Source organism: Stutzerimonas stutzeri (assembly GCF_002909485.1).
Taxonomy (GTDB): Bacteria; Pseudomonadota; Gammaproteobacteria; order Pseudomonadales; family Pseudomonadaceae; genus Stutzerimonas; species Stutzerimonas stutzeri_AH.
On record NZ_PPXG01000010.1, the window covers coordinates 46,767 to 65,707 of the forward strand.

The 18,941-nt window shown below is 61.1% G+C and carries 13 protein-coding genes; 9 read left to right on the top strand and 4 right to left on the bottom strand.

Features of this window, described 5'->3' with window-relative positions:
• Window positions 1–45 precede the first annotated feature (45 nt).
• The gene (gene dacB / locus CXK91_RS20545; RefSeq protein ID WP_103457869.1) at window positions 46–1,503 is read left to right on the top strand and encodes a D-alanyl-D-alanine carboxypeptidase/D-alanyl-D-alanine endopeptidase; all 1,458 of its coding nucleotides are present in this window, start codon (window positions 46–48) and stop codon (window positions 1,501–1,503) included.
• 86 nt (window positions 1,504–1,589) lie between these two features.
• On the opposite strand, the gene rlmKL is transcribed toward dacB, so the two are convergent.
• On the bottom strand, window positions 1,590–3,773 hold the full coding sequence (rlmKL, locus tag CXK91_RS20550) for a bifunctional 23S rRNA (guanine(2069)-N(7))-methyltransferase RlmK/23S rRNA (guanine(2445)-N(2))-methyltransferase RlmL (protein ID WP_103457870.1): 2,184 nt from the start codon (window positions 3,771–3,773) through the stop codon (window positions 1,590–1,592).
• 359 nt (window positions 3,774–4,132) lie between these two features.
• Between rlmKL and rmf the strand changes: the two genes are divergently transcribed.
• Entirely contained in the window at window positions 4,133–4,348 is a 216-nt protein-coding gene (gene rmf, locus CXK91_RS20555; protein WP_003280740.1) for a ribosome modulation factor, read from the top strand.
• Between the two features lie 99 nt (window positions 4,349–4,447).
• On the opposite strand, the gene CXK91_RS20560 is transcribed toward rmf, so the two are convergent.
• Together CXK91_RS20560 and CXK91_RS20565 are read right to left on the bottom strand one after the other, a co-directional pair.
• Window positions 4,448–5,479: a quinone-dependent dihydroorotate dehydrogenase gene (locus tag CXK91_RS20560; protein WP_103457871.1), complete on the bottom strand. Its 1,032-nt coding sequence runs from the start codon at window positions 5,477–5,479 to the stop codon at window positions 4,448–4,450.
• A 99-nt stretch (window positions 5,480–5,578) separates the two neighbouring features.
• Window positions 5,579–5,800: a DUF2835 domain-containing protein gene (locus CXK91_RS20565; protein ID WP_103457872.1), complete on the bottom strand. Its 222-nt coding sequence runs from the start codon at window positions 5,798–5,800 to the stop codon at window positions 5,579–5,581.
• 158 nt (window positions 5,801–5,958) lie between these two features.
• Between CXK91_RS20565 and CXK91_RS20570 the strand changes: the two genes are divergently transcribed.
• Window positions 5,959–6,873 carry a DUF6685 family protein gene (locus CXK91_RS20570; RefSeq protein WP_103457873.1) on the top strand — a complete coding sequence of 305 codons (915 nt, stop codon included), beginning with the start codon at window positions 5,959–5,961 and terminating at the stop codon, window positions 6,871–6,873.
• A gap of 138 nt (window positions 6,874–7,011) precedes the next feature.
• Here the strand turns inward: CXK91_RS20570 and CXK91_RS20575 are convergent, their stop codons facing one another.
• Entirely contained in the window at window positions 7,012–11,862 is a 4,851-nt protein-coding gene (locus CXK91_RS20575; RefSeq protein WP_103457874.1) for an NAD-glutamate dehydrogenase, read from the bottom strand.
• Window positions 11,863–12,072: 210 nt separating this feature from the next.
• Between CXK91_RS20575 and CXK91_RS20580 the strand changes: the two genes are divergently transcribed.
• Genes CXK91_RS20580 through CXK91_RS20605 form a run of 6 tightly spaced genes read left to right on the top strand, consistent with a single transcriptional unit; the run spans window position 12,073 to window position 18,837 of the window.
• On the top strand, window positions 12,073–13,032 hold the full coding sequence (locus tag CXK91_RS20580; RefSeq protein ID WP_103457875.1) for an AAA family ATPase: 960 nt from the start codon (window positions 12,073–12,075) through the stop codon (window positions 13,030–13,032).
• Window positions 13,032–13,994, top strand: coding sequence for a DUF58 domain-containing protein (locus tag CXK91_RS20585; RefSeq protein ID WP_103457876.1), 963 nt, complete (start codon window positions 13,032–13,034; stop codon window positions 13,992–13,994). Before CXK91_RS20580 ends, CXK91_RS20585 begins: the two co-directional genes overlap by 1 nt.
• Window positions 13,991–14,485, top strand: coding sequence for a DUF4381 domain-containing protein (locus CXK91_RS20590; protein WP_103457877.1), 495 nt, complete (start codon window positions 13,991–13,993; stop codon window positions 14,483–14,485). Before CXK91_RS20585 ends, CXK91_RS20590 begins: the two co-directional genes overlap by 4 nt.
• Window positions 14,478–15,497, top strand: a complete 1,020-nt coding sequence (locus CXK91_RS20595) for a vWA domain-containing protein (protein ID WP_103457878.1) — start codon at window positions 14,478–14,480, stop codon at window positions 15,495–15,497. Before CXK91_RS20590 ends, CXK91_RS20595 begins: the two co-directional genes overlap by 8 nt.
• Window positions 15,494–17,212, top strand: coding sequence for a vWA domain-containing protein (locus tag CXK91_RS20600; RefSeq protein WP_103457879.1), 1,719 nt, complete (start codon window positions 15,494–15,496; stop codon window positions 17,210–17,212). Before CXK91_RS20595 ends, CXK91_RS20600 begins: the two co-directional genes overlap by 4 nt.
• Complete coding sequence (locus CXK91_RS20605; protein WP_103457880.1) at window positions 17,209–18,837, top strand: BatD family protein; 1,629 nt, start codon at window positions 17,209–17,211, stop codon at window positions 18,835–18,837. The genes CXK91_RS20600 and CXK91_RS20605 overlap by 4 nt, the downstream gene beginning before the upstream one ends.
• Window positions 18,838–18,941 lie beyond the last annotated feature (104 nt).

The window sequence follows — 18,941 nt, forward strand, 5'->3', positions numbered from 1 at the left end:
TCGTATTGCCAGTCACTCCTCGTGCCTGCCCAGAGGCGCTCGTCCATGAACCGGATTTTTCGCGGCATCAGCCTCTTCGCGCTCGTTTTACCAATGGCCCTTCCACTGCACGCAGCCGGCGTTAATCAAACGCTGCCAGCCCGCGTCGAGCAGGCGCTGAAGGCCAATAAAATCAACAGTGATGCACTCTCGGTGGTGATATTGCCACTCACCGGCGACGGCGTGCCGACCTTCATCAATGCGGATGTGTCGGTCAATCCTGCGTCAACCATGAAGCTGATCACCACTTTTGCGGCACTTGATCTGCTCGGACCTAATCATCAGTGGAAAACCGAGTTCTATGCCGACGGTCCTTTGGTGGACGGCACGCTCAACGGCAACCTTTACCTGAAAGGCGGCGGCGATCCAAAGCTGAACATGGAGAAGCTCTGGTTGCTGCTACGTGATCTACGCGCCAATGGGGTGAATAAGGTCACCGGTGACCTCGTACTGGACCGCAGCCACTTCGTCCAGCCCAACCTGCCGATATTCGATGATGACGGAGGTGATCAGAACAAACCGTTTCTGGTCGGTCCGGACTCGCTTCTGGTCAACCTCAAGGCGCTGCGCTTCATCGTCCGCAACGATGGCGGCAAGGTTAACATCGCGATCGAGCCCCCCATTGCCAGCGTGCGCATCGACAACCGCGTGCAAGCGCTGCCTGCAGCCAAATGCCCCGGCTGGCCCGAGGTGCTCTATAACCCGGTTCCAGATGGTGATGGTGTCACTGTGGTGGTTACGGGCAAACTCGCCGACGGCTGCAGCGCCCAGACCTACCTGGCACTGCTGGATCATGAACGCTATGCCGCAGGTGCCGTTCGCGCCATTTGGGGTGAACTCGGCGGCAGCATCCTGGGCCGTGACCGCGTCGCCACAGTACCCAGCAAAGCGCGCCTGCTGGCCAGAGCCTATTCCCCGGATCTCACCGAGATCATTCGCGACGTCAACAAGTACAGCAACAACACCATGGCCAAGCAGCTATTCCTAAGCCTTGGTGCGGAGTTCCGTAACGAGGCAGATGGTGATGACGCCAAGGCGGCACAACGGGTCATCCGCCAGTGGCTGGCGAAGAAAGGGCTCATTTCCCCGCACCTGGTGATCGAGAACGGCTCGGGGCTCTCGCGTGCTGAACGCGTCAGCGCGCGAGAATTTGGCAGCTTGCTACAGGCCGCCTGGCGTAGCCCTTACTCTGCCGAGTTCATCTCATCGATGCCGCTGGCCGCCGTGGACGGCACCATGCGTAAACGCCTTCGCAATACGCCGGTCGCAGGAAAGGCGCATATCAAAACGGGCACCCTGAACAATGTCCGCGCTATCGCAGGTTACAGTCGCGACGGTGACGGTAATGTCTGGGCAGTTGTCGCCATCCTGAACCATCCCCGCCCTTGGGGCGCCTCGTCGATTCTCGACCAGGTACTGGTAAGCCTGTACAACCAGCGCAGCGAGAGCACCGCACAGCGCTGAGGCTGCGAACCAGGCAGGCCCGGTGGCCTGCCTTCAGCGCTAAGCAGCCATTTACGAAGCCGGCGGCAGACCAGCTGTAGACACTATCACCGTGCCTGCAACTTCCAGGCGCGGTGGATCCGCGGATTGCGACGGAAATCCTCATCCAGCGTTGCGGCAGTAATTTCCTCAACGGCATAGCGATCGCTCAGGCTCGCATCCAGCACGAACTTGCGAAAGTTGTTGGAGAAATACAGTGTCCCGCCCGGCGCCAGCCGCGCCATGGCGAGATCGAGCAAAGCCAAGTGATCCCGCTGCACGTCGAACACACCTTCCATGCGCTTGGAGTTGGAGAAGGTCGGTGGGTCGATGAAGATAAGGTCGTATTCATCACGATCCTCTTCCAACCAGGCCATCACGTCCCCCTGCTCCAGTCGCTGTCGGTCCGAAAGCCCGTTTAGCGAGAGGTTGCGGCGCGCCCAATCGAGATAGGTTTTCGAAAGGTCGACGCTGGTGGTACTGCGCGCACCGCCTTTGGCAGCGTGCACCGTGGCAGTCGCGGTGTAGCAAAACAGGTTGAGAAAACGCTTGCCGGCCGCTTCACGCTGGATGCGCAGGCGCAGTGGGCGATGGTCGAGGAACAGTCCGGTATCGAGGTAATCGGTAAGATTGACCAACAACTTGACGCCACCCTCTGCGACTTCAAGAAACTCCCCCTGAGAGGCCTGGCGCTCGTACTGACGCGTGCCGGTCTGACGCTCGCGACGCTTGACCACCACCTTCTCACGCGCAATACCCAGCGCTTGCGGAATCGCCGCCAAGGCGTCCAGCAAGCGTATCTGCGCTTTTTCCGGGTCGATGGAGCGTGGCGGAGCGTACTCCTGTACGTGCACCCAGTCGCGATACAGATCGATTGCCAGCGCATATTCCGGCATGTCGGCGTCATACAGGCGATAGCACTCGATGCCCTCGCGACGTGCCCATTTGCCAAGTTGGCGTAGGTTCTTCTGCAGGCGATTGGCAAACATCTGCCCGCCTTCACTGAGGCGCGCTTGCTCCACTGGCGCCTGCTGCTGAGCATGATGCTCCTCGCTTGCGGTGCTGCGCTGGCCGGTGACGAACTGATCCAGCTCGACCTTGATCAATAGTAGCTTGCACGGCAGCGCACCGTTCCAGAAGGCATATTGCTTGTGGCTGCGGATGCCCATGCGCTTGCCGAGATCTGGCGCAGCAGTGAACACAGCCGCCTCCCACCCCAAACATGCCTGGCGCAAACGTTCACCGAGATTCTGATAGAGATAAAGGAGACTCGCTTCGTCGCCCAGGCGCTCGCCGTAAGGCGGATTACAGATGACCAAGCCCTTCTGATTCTGGTCCGGGCGCGGCTCGAAGTCACCGACATCGCCCTGGTAGACCTTGATCCAGTTCGCCAGCCCAGCACGCTCGATGTTGTTGCGGCCCGGCTGAATGAGTCGCGGGTCGGCCTCATAGCCACGAATCCACAATGGTGGTTTCGCCAGCCCTGCCTCTGCACGTTCTAGTGCTTCGCCATGTAGACGGGTCCAAAGTGCTGGGACGTGCCCCAGCCACGAGCTGAACCCCCAACGCTCGCGCTTGAGGTTCGGTGCAATGTCTGCCGCCATCATTGCTGCTTCAACAAGAAAGGTGCCGACGCCGCACATGGGGTCCGCCAGCGCACCACCAGCAGCGGCAATACGTGGCCAGCCCGCACGGATCAGAATTGCGGCAGCGAGGTTTTCCTTGAGTGGTGCGACGCCCTGCTGCAGCCTGTAGCCACGCTGATGCAGACTGTGTCCGGACAGATCCAGCGAGAGCACGGCTTGCCCCTTGTCGAGGCGCAGATGCACGCGCAAATCCGGATCGAGCTTATCAATGTTCGGGCGCTCGCCCGAAGCAGTGCGCAACCGATCAACGATTGCATCCTTTACCTTGAGCGCACCGAAATGAGTGTTGTCGATACCGGAGCCGCGACCGCTGAACTCTACGGCCAGACTGCCCTGCGGCAGCATATGGTCCGCCCAGTCGACCGCATGAACGCCCTGGTAGAGCGTCTCGGCATCGGTCGTCGGAAAGCGACTGATCACCAACAGCACGCGGTTAGCCAGGCGCGACCAAAGGCACAGTCGGTAGGCCACCTCAAGCCCAGCAAAGCCGCGGATGGCTGAAGTCTGCTCGCGAGCCTCCTCCAGCCCTAATGCGGTGGCTTCTTCAAGCAGCAGGCCTTCGAGCCCCTTGGGACAGGTAAGGATCAGTTCACGGCGATCGGTCATGGCTTTTCCACAAAAGGTGCGTCGGACCGTCACGACCCTTTCGTCGGAACAAGCCCAGCAAAAAAAATAAAAAGAAAGGAACGAAAAAAACCTCAGGGCAGCGGTGAAAGCAGCTCAGCAATGGGCTTTACACGTCTCGCCTTCACCGGCTTATGGGTAGAACCATAGATTCGTTACCTACTTATGACAAAACGATCATTCCAGCCTCTAGGCCATTGGGTTAGAACTTACCTCAGGCCGGCATCGCAATGATGCCGGCGAGGCGCGCCACGCCGGCAGCGCGCTTCATTGGCAGTCTATCTGCCCGGCCTCGCCATGAGGCCACAGGAACACCAGTCAACCACTGAGGGCAATACCCAATGAGAAGACTCAAGCGTGATCCGATGGAACGAGCATTTCTGCGCGGTTATCAACACGGCATACATGGCAAATCTCGCGACCTCTGTCCCTTTTCCCATCCCAACGTTCGCCAAGCCTGGATTAACGGCTGGCGGGAGGGTCGCGGCGACAACTGGGATGGCCTGACCGGCACAGCCGGTCTACATAGACTCAACGAACTCCACGCGGTCGGCTGACCCACCGATCCATCCGACTTGAAACAGCACGCCCGACCCGGGCGGCGGGCTAAAAGCCCAGGGGCTCCACAAGGAGCCCCAACTCAGCAGCCAGAGCGCTCAACGCGCTTGTGAGCGCAGCGCCGCAATGGCATCCACCGCCTCGCGGATCAATGCCGGCCCCTTGTAGATGAAACCTGAGTAAAGCTGGACCAGGCTGGCGCCCGCCTCAATCTTCTCTGCCGCGTGCCGGCCCTCGGTGATACCGCCCACCGCAATGATCGGCAGCCGCCCCCCGAGCGTCTGAGCCAGAACCCTGACGGTATGGGTGCTCTTGTCTCGCACAGGGGCACCAGAAAGACCGCCTGCTTCGTCGGCATGCGCCAACCCGGCGACGCCTTCTCGGCCGAGGGTGGTATTGGTGGCGATGATCGCATCCATCCCGGCCTGGAATACCGTCTCCCCTACCAGAGCGGTTTCTTCATCGGTCATGTCAGGAGCGATTTTGATGGCCAACGGGACCCGTTTGCCATGCATGATCTCGAGATCCTCACGGCGCAGCCTGAGCGCCTCGAGCAATTGCTTGAGCGAGTCGCCGAATTGCAGGCTGCGCAAACCGGGCGTATTCGGCGAGCTGACGTTTACGGTGACGTAGCTGGCATGGTGATAGACCTTGTCCAGACACAGCAGGTAATCCTCATCCGCACGCTCGACGGGGGTATCGAAATTCTTGCCAATATTGATACCCAGCACGCCCTTGAACTTGGCGGCCTCTACCCGAGCCAGAAGTGCATCGACTCCATGGTTGTTGAAACCCATGCGATTGATGATCGCTTCGGCCTCCGGCAGCCGGAATATCCGCGGCTTGGGATTGCCCGGTTGCGGGCGCGGCGTCACGGTTCCCACTTCGATGAAGCCGAAGCCGAGCTGCGAAAGACCACGGATAGCCTCGCCGTTCTTGTCCAGGCCTGCGGCCAGGCCAACAGGATTGGGGAAATCCAGCCCCATCACCCGTACCGGCAAAGTTGCCGGCGACTTGCTAAACATTGAATTGAGCCCGAGACGGCCACCTGCGCCAATCAGCTCGAGGGAAAGTTCATGGGAAGTTTCCGGAGATAACTTGAACAAAAGCTGGCGGGCCAGGTTATACATACGCAGCCTAAAGTCTCGGTAAATGTGGACGCGGAGTATAGCAGCCCAAGGTAAGTTCAGCGGTGGCCAGCAGTACGAAATGCCGCACTGCATCAGCGACTATTTAAGACGGCGCAAGCGTAGTAGTTGACCTTGCCCGTCAAATTCAATCTCGAAGGAACCATATACGCCTTCATGTGTCAGAAACGGGCGTAAATGATGTGCAGGAAGGCTGACTCGCGTCCCGTCGCGGCTTCGAATCAGGACTCGATTCGCATGGCCCTGATACACCGCTTTCATTCGTTCGGCGGACAGCGCGATATCCAGCACCAGATTTGGCATGGAGGCTCCTCAATGATCTATTCAGCGATATTGCCACATCGACACCCGATAATCGGCCAGGCTTACAGGACAGGATCGAGCCGCAGGTGGCTCAAAGCCCGTGCGCTATTGCTGCGGGTCTGCCACACTTCGGCCGTAGCCCTGAGAGCTCAAGCATCATGATGAGCCTGCCCGAGCCCATGCCTTTACTGACATCTCAAATCGCCAGACTTGCGCAACGCCTCGGGCTGCGCTCCAAGGCTTCGCTTCCCATTCAGGAAAGAGCTAGCAGTTTGCAGCTGCCTTTCACTCGAATGCCCGAGCCTGAACCAAGCATCTTCTGGAACGACGGGCCCTGCCTGCAGCGCCTGCTTGAACTGCCGCGCAGTGCTCTTTCCGGCCCGGTGCAGGAAGACAAGGCGCGTGCTCATAGCGCACTGACCCGTCTCATCAGCAAGGATTGCGTTCAGTCGCAGCTTGACCTGCGTCAGATCGACGGTTTTGGAGGGCAGTGTAAGGACCAGTCGAGCTACCCCACCTTCGAAGCGTTCGCCACCACGTCGGCCTGCCGACAGGTGCGCATCATCAGCTACAAGGATTTTCTGCGGACGCTCGGCACCGCCCTGCCCGGTTTCGACAAAGGCTTACCGATTGACGTACGCCAGGCAAGCTGGCTCGGCGAGCGCCTTTACTGGGCTGGCGAATACCACCTCGAAGCCTTTGCCTGCGCTGTAGCCTATGCAAGGCTTCGCGGCCTGGAAGTGATGCTACCAGCGGACGTAACCGACTACCGGCTCGACCGTGCGGGCATTCATGCGCTGGACGCGGAATATCACGCCGTGACCATGCCAGCTCAGGCTTGGAGCGATCGTGAATTCATGGCCCTGCTTCTCGACAGCCAAGTCCCCTACGCTCGCTTGACGCTGTTGCGCGACGCCAGCAACTCGGAGCTGCTTTTGCTGGAAAAGCGCGATCCCACAGCCAATGCTATAGGCGAGGGTTTGAAGCTGGCTGGAGCACCGGACTTGATCCGCTATCTGCGTGATCTGCCGCAGATCACTCGCTTTAAGGTCGGGCTACCGGCGCAAGACTAAACCTCCGACTCTTAATACCGTTTAACTCAGACCTACAACGCAAAAACAGCGCACCGTCCTGAGGGACGGTGCGCTGTCTGATCGCCTGAGGCCTGACCTTCTGCGGACAAATCGTCCGCAGAAGGAATCTCACGGCCGTCAGCCATGCCCTACCGACTGCGCCAGCCCTTGCAGCTCGCGACTGGCGACTGCATAGATGGCGTAGTCGTTGCCGCTGGCAGCGCGCAGCTCGGCCAGCATCGAGCGCCAGCGCTCCAGCAGTACTGGTCGCTGAGACAACCAGGCGTCGACCCGCTCGCTGATCGCCTCCGGACCGTTCTCCATCTGCAGCACCGATACCGTGATGCTGCGCTGCTGTGAGTCGAGGTCGTCGCGGAAGCTTTCACGCGCCAGGGCCTGCCAATTGTTGGCCACGGGCAGATTGGTCAACAGGTGCAGATACCAGGGAAGCTCCAGCGCGCCACCGACGGCAAAGTAGGTTGCCGCCACCTGCGCGGGCACCTGGCCGGTTTCGTCAGCGGCCTCGAGAATCGGCAGCAGCGTGTACAGATGGCTGGTGCCAGCTACCATGCGCGCCAGTAGCTCCGGAACACCTGCTTCGGTGTAACGCTGATAGCGCTCCTGCCAACGGTCACGGGTCGACCCCTGCAGCAGCTCATCGAGCTTCAGACCGAGGGCGGCTACCCGCGGACCAAAATGAGCGACGTCGCGTGCGGCATCCAACTCGCTACGACGATTGCGCAGGAACCAGCGCGTCGCGCGGCGGCCCAGGCGCATCAGCTCATCCATCAGGGCCAGTTGCAGCTCGGCGGGCACCTTATGATCCAGCGCCTCGATCTGCCGGAACCAATGAGGCAGGTGGAAGATATCGCGCACGATGACATAGGCGCCGGCGACATTCGCCGCGCTCATGCCGGTTGCCTCGTTCAAGCGCTGGACGAAGGTGATGCCCATGTTGTTGACCAGATCATTGGCGATCTGGGTGGCAACGATTTCGCGCTTGAGGCGGTGCTGCAGCATCGCCTCGCGGAAACGCTCAGCCAACTGCTGCGGAAACGCACTGTCCATTTCCCGAGCAAGGTAATCGTCATCCGGCACGCGCGAATCGAGCAACGCCTTCTTGAGTTCTATCTTGCTGTAGGAGATCAGCACCGATAGCTCTGGTCGGGTCAGCCCCTTGCCGATCGTCGCACGCTCGGCAAGAGCTTCATCGGTCGGCAGAAATTCGAGTGCCCGGTCGAGCTGGCCGGCAGATTCCAGCGCATTGATCAGCCGAACGTACTCAGCCGCCCGTTCACGCGAACGATGCTGCGCCTGAGAAAGCGCCTGGGTCTGCTTGTAGTTGTTCTGCAGCACCAGCTCGGCCACGGCGTCGGTCATTTCGAACAGCAGTTGATCGCGCTGCTTGGCGGTCATGTCACCGGCACTGACCACCTCGTTGAGCAGGATCTTGATGTTCACTTCATGATCCGAGCAATCGACGCCGCCGGCATTGTCGATGAAGTCGGTATTGCTCGAGCCACCATGCAGCGCGTACTCGACGCGTCCCAGCTGGGTCATGCCGAGGTTGCCGCCCTCACCCACTACCTTGGCGCGCAGATCGGCGCCATTGACCCGCACCGCATCGTTGGCCTTGTCGCCGACTTCGGCGTGGCTCTCGCCGCTGCTCTTCACATAGGTCCCAATACCGCCGTTCCACAACAGGTCCACCGGTGCCTTGAGCAGCGCATGGATCAGTTCAGCCGGCGTAAGCTGATCCGCCTCGATGGCGAAGCGCTCTTTCATCTGTGGCGTGATCGCCACCCGCTTGGCCGACCGCGGGAAGATGCCACCGCCTTCGGAGATCAACGAGGCGTCGTAATCGGTCCACGACGAGCGCGGCAAGTCGAACAGGCGCTTGCGCTCGATGAAACTGCGCGCAGGGTCGGGATTGGGATCGATGAAGATGTGCAGATGGTTGAACGCCGCGACCAGTTGCAGGGTTTCGGACATCAGCAAACCGTTGCCGAACACGTCGCCCGCCATATCACCTACGCCGATGACACTGATGACATCGGTTTGCACATTGATGCCGCGTTCGCGGAAATGGCGTTGCACGGAAACCCAGGCGCCGCGCGCGGTGATGCCCATCTTCTTGTGGTCGTAGCCTGCTGAGCCGCCCGAAGCAAACGCATCACCGAGCCAGAAGTCATACTCGGCAGCAATCCCATTGGCGATGTCGGAAAAACTCGCCGTACCCTTGTCTGCAGCGACTACCAGATAGGGATCGTCGCCGTCATAACGCAACACATTGGCCGGAGGGGCGACCTGGCCTTCGCGCAAGTTATCGGTGATGTCCAGCAAGCCACTGATGAAGATCCGATAGCAGGCGATCGCTTCGGCCTGAATATCGTCACGCGTGCCACTGGTAGGCAACCGACGCGGCACGAAACCGCCCTTGGCACCGCCGGGAACGATCACCGCATTCTTCACTTGCTGCGCCTTGACCAGGCCAAGCACTTCGGTGCGGTAGTCCTCTTCGCGATCAGACCAGCGCAATCCGCCGCGGGCCACTTTGCCACCGCGCAGGTGCACGCCTTCGACCCGTGGCGAATAGACGAAGATCTCGTACATCGGCGCCGGCCGTGGCATCTCCGGGATCGAGCGCGGATCGAGCTTGAAGCTGAAATACTGCTTTGGTTTGCCGTTGGCATCCGGCTGGTAGAAGTTGGTCCGCAGAGTCGCCTGGATCAGCGCCAGATAGCGCCGCAGAATCCGGTCCTCGTTGAGTACCGCGACGTCATCCAGGGCGCTGATAATCGCCTGCTCGAGCCGTTGTTGCTTGTCAGCCAGATCTTCATCACCCAGCTTGCGCGCCAGATAGAAGCGCATCTTGAACAGCCGCACCAACTCACGGGATATGTCCGTGTGATTGAGCAACGCGCTGGCAATGTAGCCAAGGTCGAAGCCCATGCGAATTTGCTTGAGGTAACGCGCATAAGCGCGCAACAGAGCGACTTCGCGCCAAGCCAGCCCTGCCGTCAGCACCAGGCGGTTGAACCCGTCATTCTCGGCAAAACCTCCATAGATATGGATGAACGCGTCCTGCAGCGCCTCATTGATCTCCAGCAGGTCGATTTCCAGACCTTCGGCGTAGGTGAAGGCGAAGTCGTGTATCCAGTACTCGCGGTCGCTGCGGTCACGCAATCGGAACGGAAACTCGCCGAGCACACGCAGCCCCAGGTTTTCCATGATCGGCAGGATGTCCGACAACGGCAGCGGCGTGTTCATGTGATAGAGCTTGCAGTGCAGGCGGTTCTCTTCAGCCGTGATTGGTTGATAGAAGCTCATCACCAGCGGCCGCTCTTCACTCAACTCGAGCACATGCTGCATGTCGACAGTGGCCGATTGTGGCGAAAAACGTTCGCGGTAGCCGGCTGGGAAGCCCTTTGGAAATTCGCTGAGCAGATGAGTACCCTTGGCCTCGCCGAAGCGCTCGACAACCAAACTCTGGTAATCGTCCTGCCAGGTCCGGCAAGCCTGCAGCACTTCCTGCTCCAGACGCACCGTATCCACCTGCACCGCACGGCTGGGATCAAGGCGCAGGATGAATTGCACGCGAGTCAGAACCGATTCGGAAAAATAGGTGGAGAATTCGCAATCACTGGCTTCAAGGCGTTCCTGTAGCACTTGCTGGATCTTCAACCGCGTCTCGGTGGAATAGCTGTCACGCGGCACGTACACCAGGCAGTAGCAGAAACGTCGATAGGGGTCGAAGCGCAGGAACAGTCGCAGCCGATTGCGTTCCTGGATCTGCACGATGGCAATTGCGTTTTCGAACAGCTCGTCGATCGGCGCCTGGAACAGCTCGTCACGCGGCAGAACTTCGAGAACCTGCACCAGCTCTTTGGCCAGGTGCGCAGAGCTGCCGAAATTGGCCCGCTGCACTACTGTCTCGACCTTACGACGAATGAACGGAATACGACGCACGCTCTGGGTATAGACCGAAGAGGTAAACAAACCCAGGAAGCGACACTCGCGAACCACCCGCCCTTCATCATCGAATTCACGCACCGAAACGAAGTCGGGATAAGCGGGGCGATGCACGCGGCTGGGCATTGCCGCCTTGGCGAAGGACAGCAGCAACGGCTCGCGCAGATAGCTCACCGACTGGCCGGTGAGCGACTGCTCCTCCTCAGAAAGCCCGGTACGCATGCTGCGTGACAGGCCCAGTAGCGAGCTTTCGTCATAGACGATTCGTCCGCCATCGGCCTGCTCCTGCACTGAGAATTCCTCGTAGCCGAGGAAGGTGAAGTGGTCGTCTGCCAGCCAGCGCATGAAGTCCCGGATCTCGTCCAGTTCGTCGCCGTCGATACGCAGATTGACCTGCTCCAGTCGCCCCTGCACCTCTGCCGCCTTGCTCTTCATGGCGGCGAAGTCACCCACCACCTGACGCACGTCAGCCAGCACGCCCAGCAGGGACTGCTCGAGTTCGCGCAACGCAGAAGGGCTTGCACAGCGATCGATTTCGACGAAGATCAGCGATTCCGCATGACTATCAGCAGCATGCTGGTCTTTCGGCAGGAGCTCCAACAAAGTGCCGTCCGCTGCGCGCCGAACCTGCAGCACACTGGTCTGCAGGGTATGAATGCTGTACCCGCGGCGCGTCAGCTCCATGCGTACCGAGTCAACTAGAAACGGCATGTCTGGGTGCAATACCTCAACCACGCTGTGGGTCGATTGCCAGCCATGCTTCTCGAAATCGGGATTGAACACCTGCACTTCGGGGGTAACGGGATCGAACCGCTCGAGCAGGCGCCAGCTGGCCAGTGTCGAGCCGACCAGATCGCTCATGCGCCGCTCGGTAAGCTCGGGCAACGCGACAATGCCGAAGAACTGTTCGGCGAACAGGCTCAGTTGCGGCAGGAATTTCGGGTCTACGTGTTGCGCTAACGCTGTCTGCAATTGCTGCTGAAAGTCGGCTTTGCTGGCCGCTGAAAAGAACGCCATGTATGGCTCCGCTTGGCTTGCTGGGGAAAGGCTCGTCGGTAGTGACTGACGGCACAGGACGAAGGTTCAAGGTTAGTCTAGTTGAGGGTTAATGCAGTAAAGTGGCGCCTGTCCTGCAGTCACCTGCGACCGTCTGTAGCAGACAATAGTAGGCGGTGGCACCGACAGCCGCACTAGCCGATTTGCCGCCCACCTGGAAGACCCGAAACGATGGATCACCGTGAATCGATACTCGCGCTGCGACAGTTCCTGTCCACCCAGATTCTAGGCCAGGAGCGGCTGATCGAACGCCTGCTGATCGCCTTGCTCGCCGATGGCCATATGCTCGTCGAAGGCGCCCCAGGCCTGGCCAAGACTCGCGCCATCAAGGAACTCGCCGAAGGCCTGGAGGCCGAGTTTCATCGCATTCAGTTCACGCCTGATCTGTTGCCGGCCGACATCACCGGCACCGAAATTTATCGCCCGGAAACCGGTAGCTTCGTTTTTCAGCAGGGGCCTATCTTCCATAACCTGGTGCTTGCTGACGAAATCAACCGAGCGCCGGCCAAGGTGCAATCGGCACTGCTCGAAGCGATGGCCGAGCGACAGGTCAGCGTCGGGCGCAGCACCTACGATCTGCCACCACTGTTCCTGGTGATGGCGACTCAGAACCCGATCGAACAGGAAGGCACCTACCCGCTACCCGAGGCGCAGCTCGACCGTTTTCTGCTGCACGTGAAGATCGGTTTCCCTGACGCTTCGGTGGAACGTCGCATCCTGCAGCAGGCCCGTGGCGAGGCGATCAACGGCGAGGCCGCGCCGGAACATCGGGTCAGCCAGCAGGCGATCTTCGCTGCGCGCAAGGACATTCTTGGTCTGTACATGGCCGATGCGGTGGAGGAGTATCTGGTGCAACTGGTCATGGCCACACGCACCCCGGCCAAATTCGACGCCGAGCTGGCCGAATGGATCGCCTACGGTGCAAGCCCGCGCGGCTCCATCTCGCTGGATCGCTGCGCCCGCGCCCATGCCTGGTTGGCTGGGCGAGATTTCGTCAGTCCCGAAGACATCCAGGCGATGCTCTTCGATGTCCTGCGTCACCGTCTGATCCTCTCCTTCGAGGCTGAAGCGGCAGGAATCGATCAGGACCGTGTCATCCAGCGCATTCTCGACGTGGTTGCGGTGGCCTGATGGAACCGCAGGCTTCCGTCACCGGGCAGCCAAGCGAGCTGGACTCCGGTATCCGCGTGAGCCTTGCTGAGCTTATTGATATGCGTCATCGCGTCCGTGAAGTGCCGCTGTTTTCCACACCGAACCGCCGCAGTCCGCTGGTGGGCCTGCATCATTCCAAGTTGCGCGGGCGCGGCGTGGATTTCGACCAGGTTCGTATTTATCAGCCCGGCGATGATGTTCGCACTATCGACTGGCGCGTCACTGCACGCACCCAGGAGCCGCACACAAAACTCTTTCACGAAGAACGCGAACGTCCGATCTATATCGTCGTCGAGCAGAGCCCACGGTTATTCTTCAGCAGCGGACGCCTGTTCAAGTCAGTGCTGGCGGCCCACGCGACAAGCCTGATCGGCTGGGCAGCGCTTAGCCACAACGACCGGGTTGGTGGATTGGTGTTCGGTAGCGAGCAGCAGGAGATCAAGCCACGGCGCAGCAAGCAGAGCCTGTTGCAGCTGCTTGATCGCGTCACCCGAGCCAACAACCACCTGCAGCCGGACAGCCCACTGGACCAGGAAGCCTTCAGCATGGCCCTACGCAGAACACGAGAAGTGCTGCGCCCGGGTAGCCTGTCAGTGATTCTCTGCGACGAGCGCACCCTGACCGATGCCGCTGAACAACAACTCAGCCTGCTGGCGCGCCATGTCGATCTGCTATTGCTGCCTCTTTTCGACCCACTCGATCACGCTTTGCCCGCCGCCGGCCTGCTGCGCTTCAGCGAAGGCAATGCCCGCTTGGAACTGGATACCCACGACGCAGACCTGCGCCAACGCTACCGCCAATTGGGCGAAGCGCGCAGTGCACGCTGGCAGCGATTGGCCGATCGCCTGCGAGTACCGCTGATGCCTCTCGATACCCAGCGCGACCTGGTCGAGCAATTGCGCGAACATCTGAGCGTCCGCCACCCGAGCGCCCGACGATGAACCCGCTCGATCAACTGGCACCCCTGATCGAACCCGAGCCGGTCGCCTGGTGGCCACCGGCGCCAGGCTGGTGGCTGCTTGGGCTATTTCTGATCGCCGTTGCCGCGCTGCTCTGGCATCTTCGTCACCGTCTGATCAAGCGCACGCCTCGCGCGCAGGCAGAGCCGCCACTGGACCCGCAGCGCCAGGAAGCACTGATCGAACTGTCGCGGCTGGGCAAGCCCTACGGAGGCCAACCGGCCAGCCACTGGCTGCAGCAACTCAACGCGCTACTCAAGCGGCTCTGTCGTATTCGCTACCCCAACGATCATCCACACACGCTCAGCGGGCGCGCCTGGCTAGCCTTTCTCGATAGCCGCTGCCCGGCCGCCGGACTCACTCGCTGGATGATCCTGGTCGAAGGCGCCTACCGAGCCGAGTGCCGCCTCGACGATAAGGCTATCGACGGCCTCGAACAGTCCGTCGATATCTGGATTCGCAAACATGTTTGAACTGGCCTGGCCCTGGGCCTTCCTATTGCTGCCGCTGCCCTGGCTGCTGCGTGCATTGCTGCCGCCGGCGGACAGCGGTGAAGCGGCATTGAAGGTCAGCTTTCTAGACGAACTGCAGCAGCTGTCCGGTCGCCGTGCTCGCGTCGCCCTACCCGCCTGGCGCCAGCAATTGCCTTACCTCACCATCTGGCTGCTGCTGCTGTTCGCCGCGGCCCGCCCCCAATGGCTAGGCGAACCGCTGCCGCTGCCCACCAGCGGTCGCGATCTGCTCTTGGCGGTGGATGTATCAGGCTCGATGGATTATCCCGATATGCAATGGCAAGGCGAGGAGCTGACGCGGCTGGAGCTGGTCAAGGTGTTGCTGGGGGACTTCATCGAACAGCGCCACGGCGATCGCGTCGGTCTGGTCCTTTTCGGCAGCAAGGCCTACCTGCAGGCACCATTGACCTTCGACCGCCGTACCGTAAGGGTCTGGCTGGACGAAGCGCGCGTTGGCATCGCCGGTAGCAATACCGCCATCGGCGATGCCATAGGGTTGGCATTGAAACGACTCAGAGATCGTCCGGCGAACAGTCGCGTACTGGTACTGATCACCGATGGCGCCAACAACGGCGGCGAGATCGAGCCGCTGTTGGCGGCATCATTGGCAGCAGAAGAAGGTGTGCGGATCTACACCATCGGCATCGGCGCCATCCCGGAAGAAGGTGGCGTGCTCAGCCGCTTCGGCTTCAACCCGGGCCTGGATCTGGATGAACCCACTCTTCGCGCCATCGCCGAACAGACCGGAGGGGAGTACTTTCGAGCCGCCTCCAGTGAAGAGCTGAAGACCATCGGCGACACACTGGATCGGCTCGAGCCAGCCGCACAGCAACCGATCCAGGCACGCATTGCCGAAGCGCTCTACGTCTGGCCGCTATCGGCGGCGCTGCTGATCAGTCTGCTGATGGTCGCGGCCAGCCTGTGGAGTGCCCAACTGCAACGGCTGGCATGGCGGCGGGAGCAACCCCGATGAGCGAACTGCTGCCCCATCTGCTGCGGCCCTACTGGCTGATCATCCTCCCTCTGCTGATCTGGTTACTCTGGCGGCTGTGGCATCGCCAGTTGCAGGTCGGCCGTTGGCAGCGCCTGCTCCCGGAAGCCTTTCATGCCGCCCTGCTGACCCGCGGCCGGCTGCGCCACAGCCGTCTGCCCTGGCTGGTATTGGGCCTGGCCTGGCTGCTGGCAGTCCTCGCGATGCTGGGGCCGAGCTGGCAGCGGTTCGAGCAGCCCAGTGTCAAACGCAGCGATCCGCTGGTGGTCCTGCTGGAACTCACACCCTCGATGCTCGCCGGCGACGCTCCACCCACCCGTCTGGAGCAGGCCAAACGCAAGCTGCTGGATCTGCTGGAGCGTCGCCAGGACGTGCAGACCGCCGTAGTGGTATTCGCCGGCAGCGCTCATACCGTGGTGCCGCTGTCCGACGACCTGGCGACAACCCGCAACCTGCTCGATGCACTGCATCCGGCGCTGATGCCCGAACCCGGCCAGCGCGCGGACCTTGCCGTTGCCAAGGGCCTCGCCTTGCTCAAGCAGGCAGGCTTGGGTCGGGGCCGACTATTGCTGATCGGCAGCAGCCTCGACGAACACGAGCGCGGCGCAATTGCCACGCTGATGCAGGGACGCGGCGAGCGCCTGCTGATCCTCGGCGTCGGCACCGAACAGGGTGCGCCGATTGCCGGGGAGAACGGCAGCTTCCTCAAGGATGCCCAGGGCGCGATCCTCATCCCGCGCCTGGACAATGCACGGCTGCAGCGCTTGGCCGCGGAGCTGGGCGGTCTCTATCAGCAAGCGCGATTGGGCGACGACGACCTGGCGGCCCTAGGCCTGTTCGATCAAAGCGGCACATTGCAGCACGACGATGAGGTTACTCGCCTGGAAGCCTGGCTGGATCAGGGCCACTGGCTGCTACTACCCCTACTGCTGCTGGCAGCCCTGGCCGGCCGGCGCGGCTGGCTGTTCTGCCTGCCGTTGCTGCTGTTGCAGCCGCAACCTGCCAGTGCCTTCGAAGTCGACAACCTCTGGCTGCGCCGCGATCAGCAAGGTCAGCGACTGCTAGAGGCAGAGCAGCCGGCAAAAGCCGCCGAGCGCTTTATTGACCACCGCTGGCAAGCCACAGCTCGCTATCAGGCCGGCGACTATGCCGGCGCCGCTGAGCTATTCGCCGAAGGCGACACCGCGGCCGACCACTACAACCGTGGCAACGCCCTGGCCCGCAGCGAGGCGTTCGAAGCCGCCATCGAGGCCTATGATCAAGCACTGGAACTGCAGCCCGATCTGCTAACGGCACAGCACAACAAGGCCCTGATCGAAGAGTTGCTGCGCCGTCGTGAGGAACAACCTGAAGCCGAGCAAGAACAGGATCAGCAAACGGAACAGGCCGAAGAGCCCAAGCCGCAACAATCACAACAGCAGGAACCGGGCTCCATCAGTGCACCATCGCCTGATGACACCCAAGGTGAGCCAACCAGCGAAGGCAGCGCGGCCTCGCAACCCTCAACAACCGAAGCGATGCAAGAGTCGGAAGAAATGGATGCCTCTTCGGCCCAAGCGCAACATGAGGCACTCCCCGAGCAAGAGCGACAACAGGCGATGGAGCAGTGGTTACGTCAGATTCCGGACAACCCAGGCGAGCTGCTAAGACGAAAATTTCTTTACGAACAACGCAAGCACCAGGAAACCAATCGATGATGCGCCTGATGGCTTTTCTTCTGCTCAGCCTAGTTGCAAGCCAAGCGGGTGCCGCAGGCCTGTTCGCGCGAGTGGATCGCACCCAGCTGAGCATCGACGAAACCTTCGAACTGAGCCTGGAAAGCCAAGGCAGCGCAGTTTTTGGCAAGCCCGACCTGGAGCCACTGGATGAGCTGTTCGACGTATTCGATACACGCCAGGTCAACCAGCTTTCCAGCAGCAATGGCGAAGCCCGTGCCATCACTCGTTGGCTGATCACCCTGCGACCGAAGCAGACCGGCTACCTGATCATTCCGCCCCTGCAGTTGGGTGAATGGCGTAGCGAACCGATCACGCTGCTGGTGCAGGAATCGCTGAAAAACACCGAAAGCGATCAGCTGGCGCCGATCTTCATCGATGCCAGTGTCGACGAAGAGAGCGTTTATGTGCAGGCCCAGGTAATCCTCACCTTGCGCATCTTTCATTCCGTCTCGCTGTACGACGACAGCACCCTCTCGCCGCTGCAGATGCCCGAAGCTCTGGTGGAGCGACTCGGCGAGCCGCGCACCTATGAGAAGACCATCAACGGCATCCGCCATGGCGTCATCGAAGTGCGCTATGCACTGTTTCCGCAGAAATCCGGAGAGCTGACGATTCCCGCCCAGCTGTTCAGCGCCACTACCGTGACCAACGCCAGCAACTCGCTGTTCGGCTCACGGTCGGGACGCTCGACCCAAGTCAGATCACCCAGCATCCCGCTGACCGTCAAGGCCAAGCCGGCGGACTATCCCGCGGATGCACCCTGGCTGCCGGCCCGCAGCCTGACACTGGTGGAGGCCTGGAGCCCTGAGCCGGACCAGGCCCAAGCGGGCGAATCGCTTACCCGCAGCCTGTTGCTCAAAGCTGAGGGATTGACCAGCACGCAGCTGCCCGCCATCGGCTCTGTGCAAAGCGCCGAGTTACGGCGCTACCCAGATCAACCAACTCTGGCAAACCAAGTTAGCGGTATTGGCCTGGTTGGTAGCCGCGAGCAGCGCGAAGCCCTGATTCCGACCCGTAGTGGACCGCTACAACTGCCTGCGCTAGAGGTGGTCTGGTGGAATACCGTGGAAGACCGCCTGGAGCGCACCACACTGGACGAGCGCACCCTGAACGTCGCTGACAATCCGAATCTCGTGCCACCTCCTCTGGAGCAACCCGCCTCAGCGTCGGTACCGGTCCAAAAGCAACTGGTCTGGCCCTGGCAACTGAGCACTACACTCTTTGCGCTCACCACGCTCATCGGCTTCGGGCTCTGGTCACGCGCGCGCCGACAGCCCGCGGTGCAACGCGCATTGCAACCCGGCCCCACCCCGCGCAGCCTGCTCGACGATCTGCGTCGAGCCTGTCAGGCCAACGATTCCCAGGCCACTCGCCAGGCACTGGACGCCTGGGCACGGCAGCAACCCGAAACCTTGGCCGACATGGCCGCCCGCTTCGTGCCGTTGTCTGATGCGCTGGATGGCCTCAACGGTGCGCTGTACAGCGAGGCCGGCCAGCGTTGGCAAGGCGATGCGTTGTGGCAGGCGATCCAGGCGCTCCCCCCGGCGACCGGCCCCAGCATCGAGCAGGAGCAGAGCGCCCTGCCACCACTTTATCCACGCTGACCAAACACCTCGCACTGCCCACCGCCAGAGTATTAACCGAGGCGGTGCACCGGCACCGCGTCGTGCACCATTTTCACGCTGGCATATCGCTTGCTTCAGGCTTG

Excerpts from the sequence above, each read along its gene's own strand:
- dacB (WP_103457869.1), top strand. The coding sequence starts at position 46 with ATGAACCGGATTTTTCGCGGCATCAGCCTCTTCGCGCTCGTTTTACCA.
- rlmKL (WP_103457870.1), bottom strand. The coding sequence starts at position 3,773 with ATGACCGATCGCCGTGAACTGATCCTTACCTGTCCCAAGGGGCTCGAA.
- rmf (WP_003280740.1), top strand. The coding sequence starts at position 4,133 with ATGAGAAGACTCAAGCGTGATCCGATGGAACGAGCATTTCTGCGCGGT.
- CXK91_RS20560 (WP_103457871.1), bottom strand. The coding sequence starts at position 5,479 with ATGTATAACCTGGCCCGCCAGCTTTTGTTCAAGTTATCTCCGGAAACT.
- CXK91_RS20565 (WP_103457872.1), bottom strand. The coding sequence starts at position 5,800 with ATGCCAAATCTGGTGCTGGATATCGCGCTGTCCGCCGAACGAATGAAA.
- CXK91_RS20570 (WP_103457873.1), top strand. The coding sequence starts at position 5,959 with ATGATGAGCCTGCCCGAGCCCATGCCTTTACTGACATCTCAAATCGCC.
- CXK91_RS20575 (WP_103457874.1), bottom strand. The coding sequence starts at position 11,862 with ATGGCGTTCTTTTCAGCGGCCAGCAAAGCCGACTTTCAGCAGCAATTG.
- CXK91_RS20580 (WP_103457875.1), top strand. The coding sequence starts at position 12,073 with ATGGATCACCGTGAATCGATACTCGCGCTGCGACAGTTCCTGTCCACC.
- CXK91_RS20585 (WP_103457876.1), top strand. The coding sequence starts at position 13,032 with ATGGAACCGCAGGCTTCCGTCACCGGGCAGCCAAGCGAGCTGGACTCC.
- CXK91_RS20590 (WP_103457877.1), top strand. The coding sequence starts at position 13,991 with ATGAACCCGCTCGATCAACTGGCACCCCTGATCGAACCCGAGCCGGTC.
- CXK91_RS20595 (WP_103457878.1), top strand. The coding sequence starts at position 14,478 with ATGTTTGAACTGGCCTGGCCCTGGGCCTTCCTATTGCTGCCGCTGCCC.
- CXK91_RS20600 (WP_103457879.1), top strand. The coding sequence starts at position 15,494 with ATGAGCGAACTGCTGCCCCATCTGCTGCGGCCCTACTGGCTGATCATC.
- CXK91_RS20605 (WP_103457880.1), top strand. The coding sequence starts at position 17,209 with ATGATGCGCCTGATGGCTTTTCTTCTGCTCAGCCTAGTTGCAAGCCAA.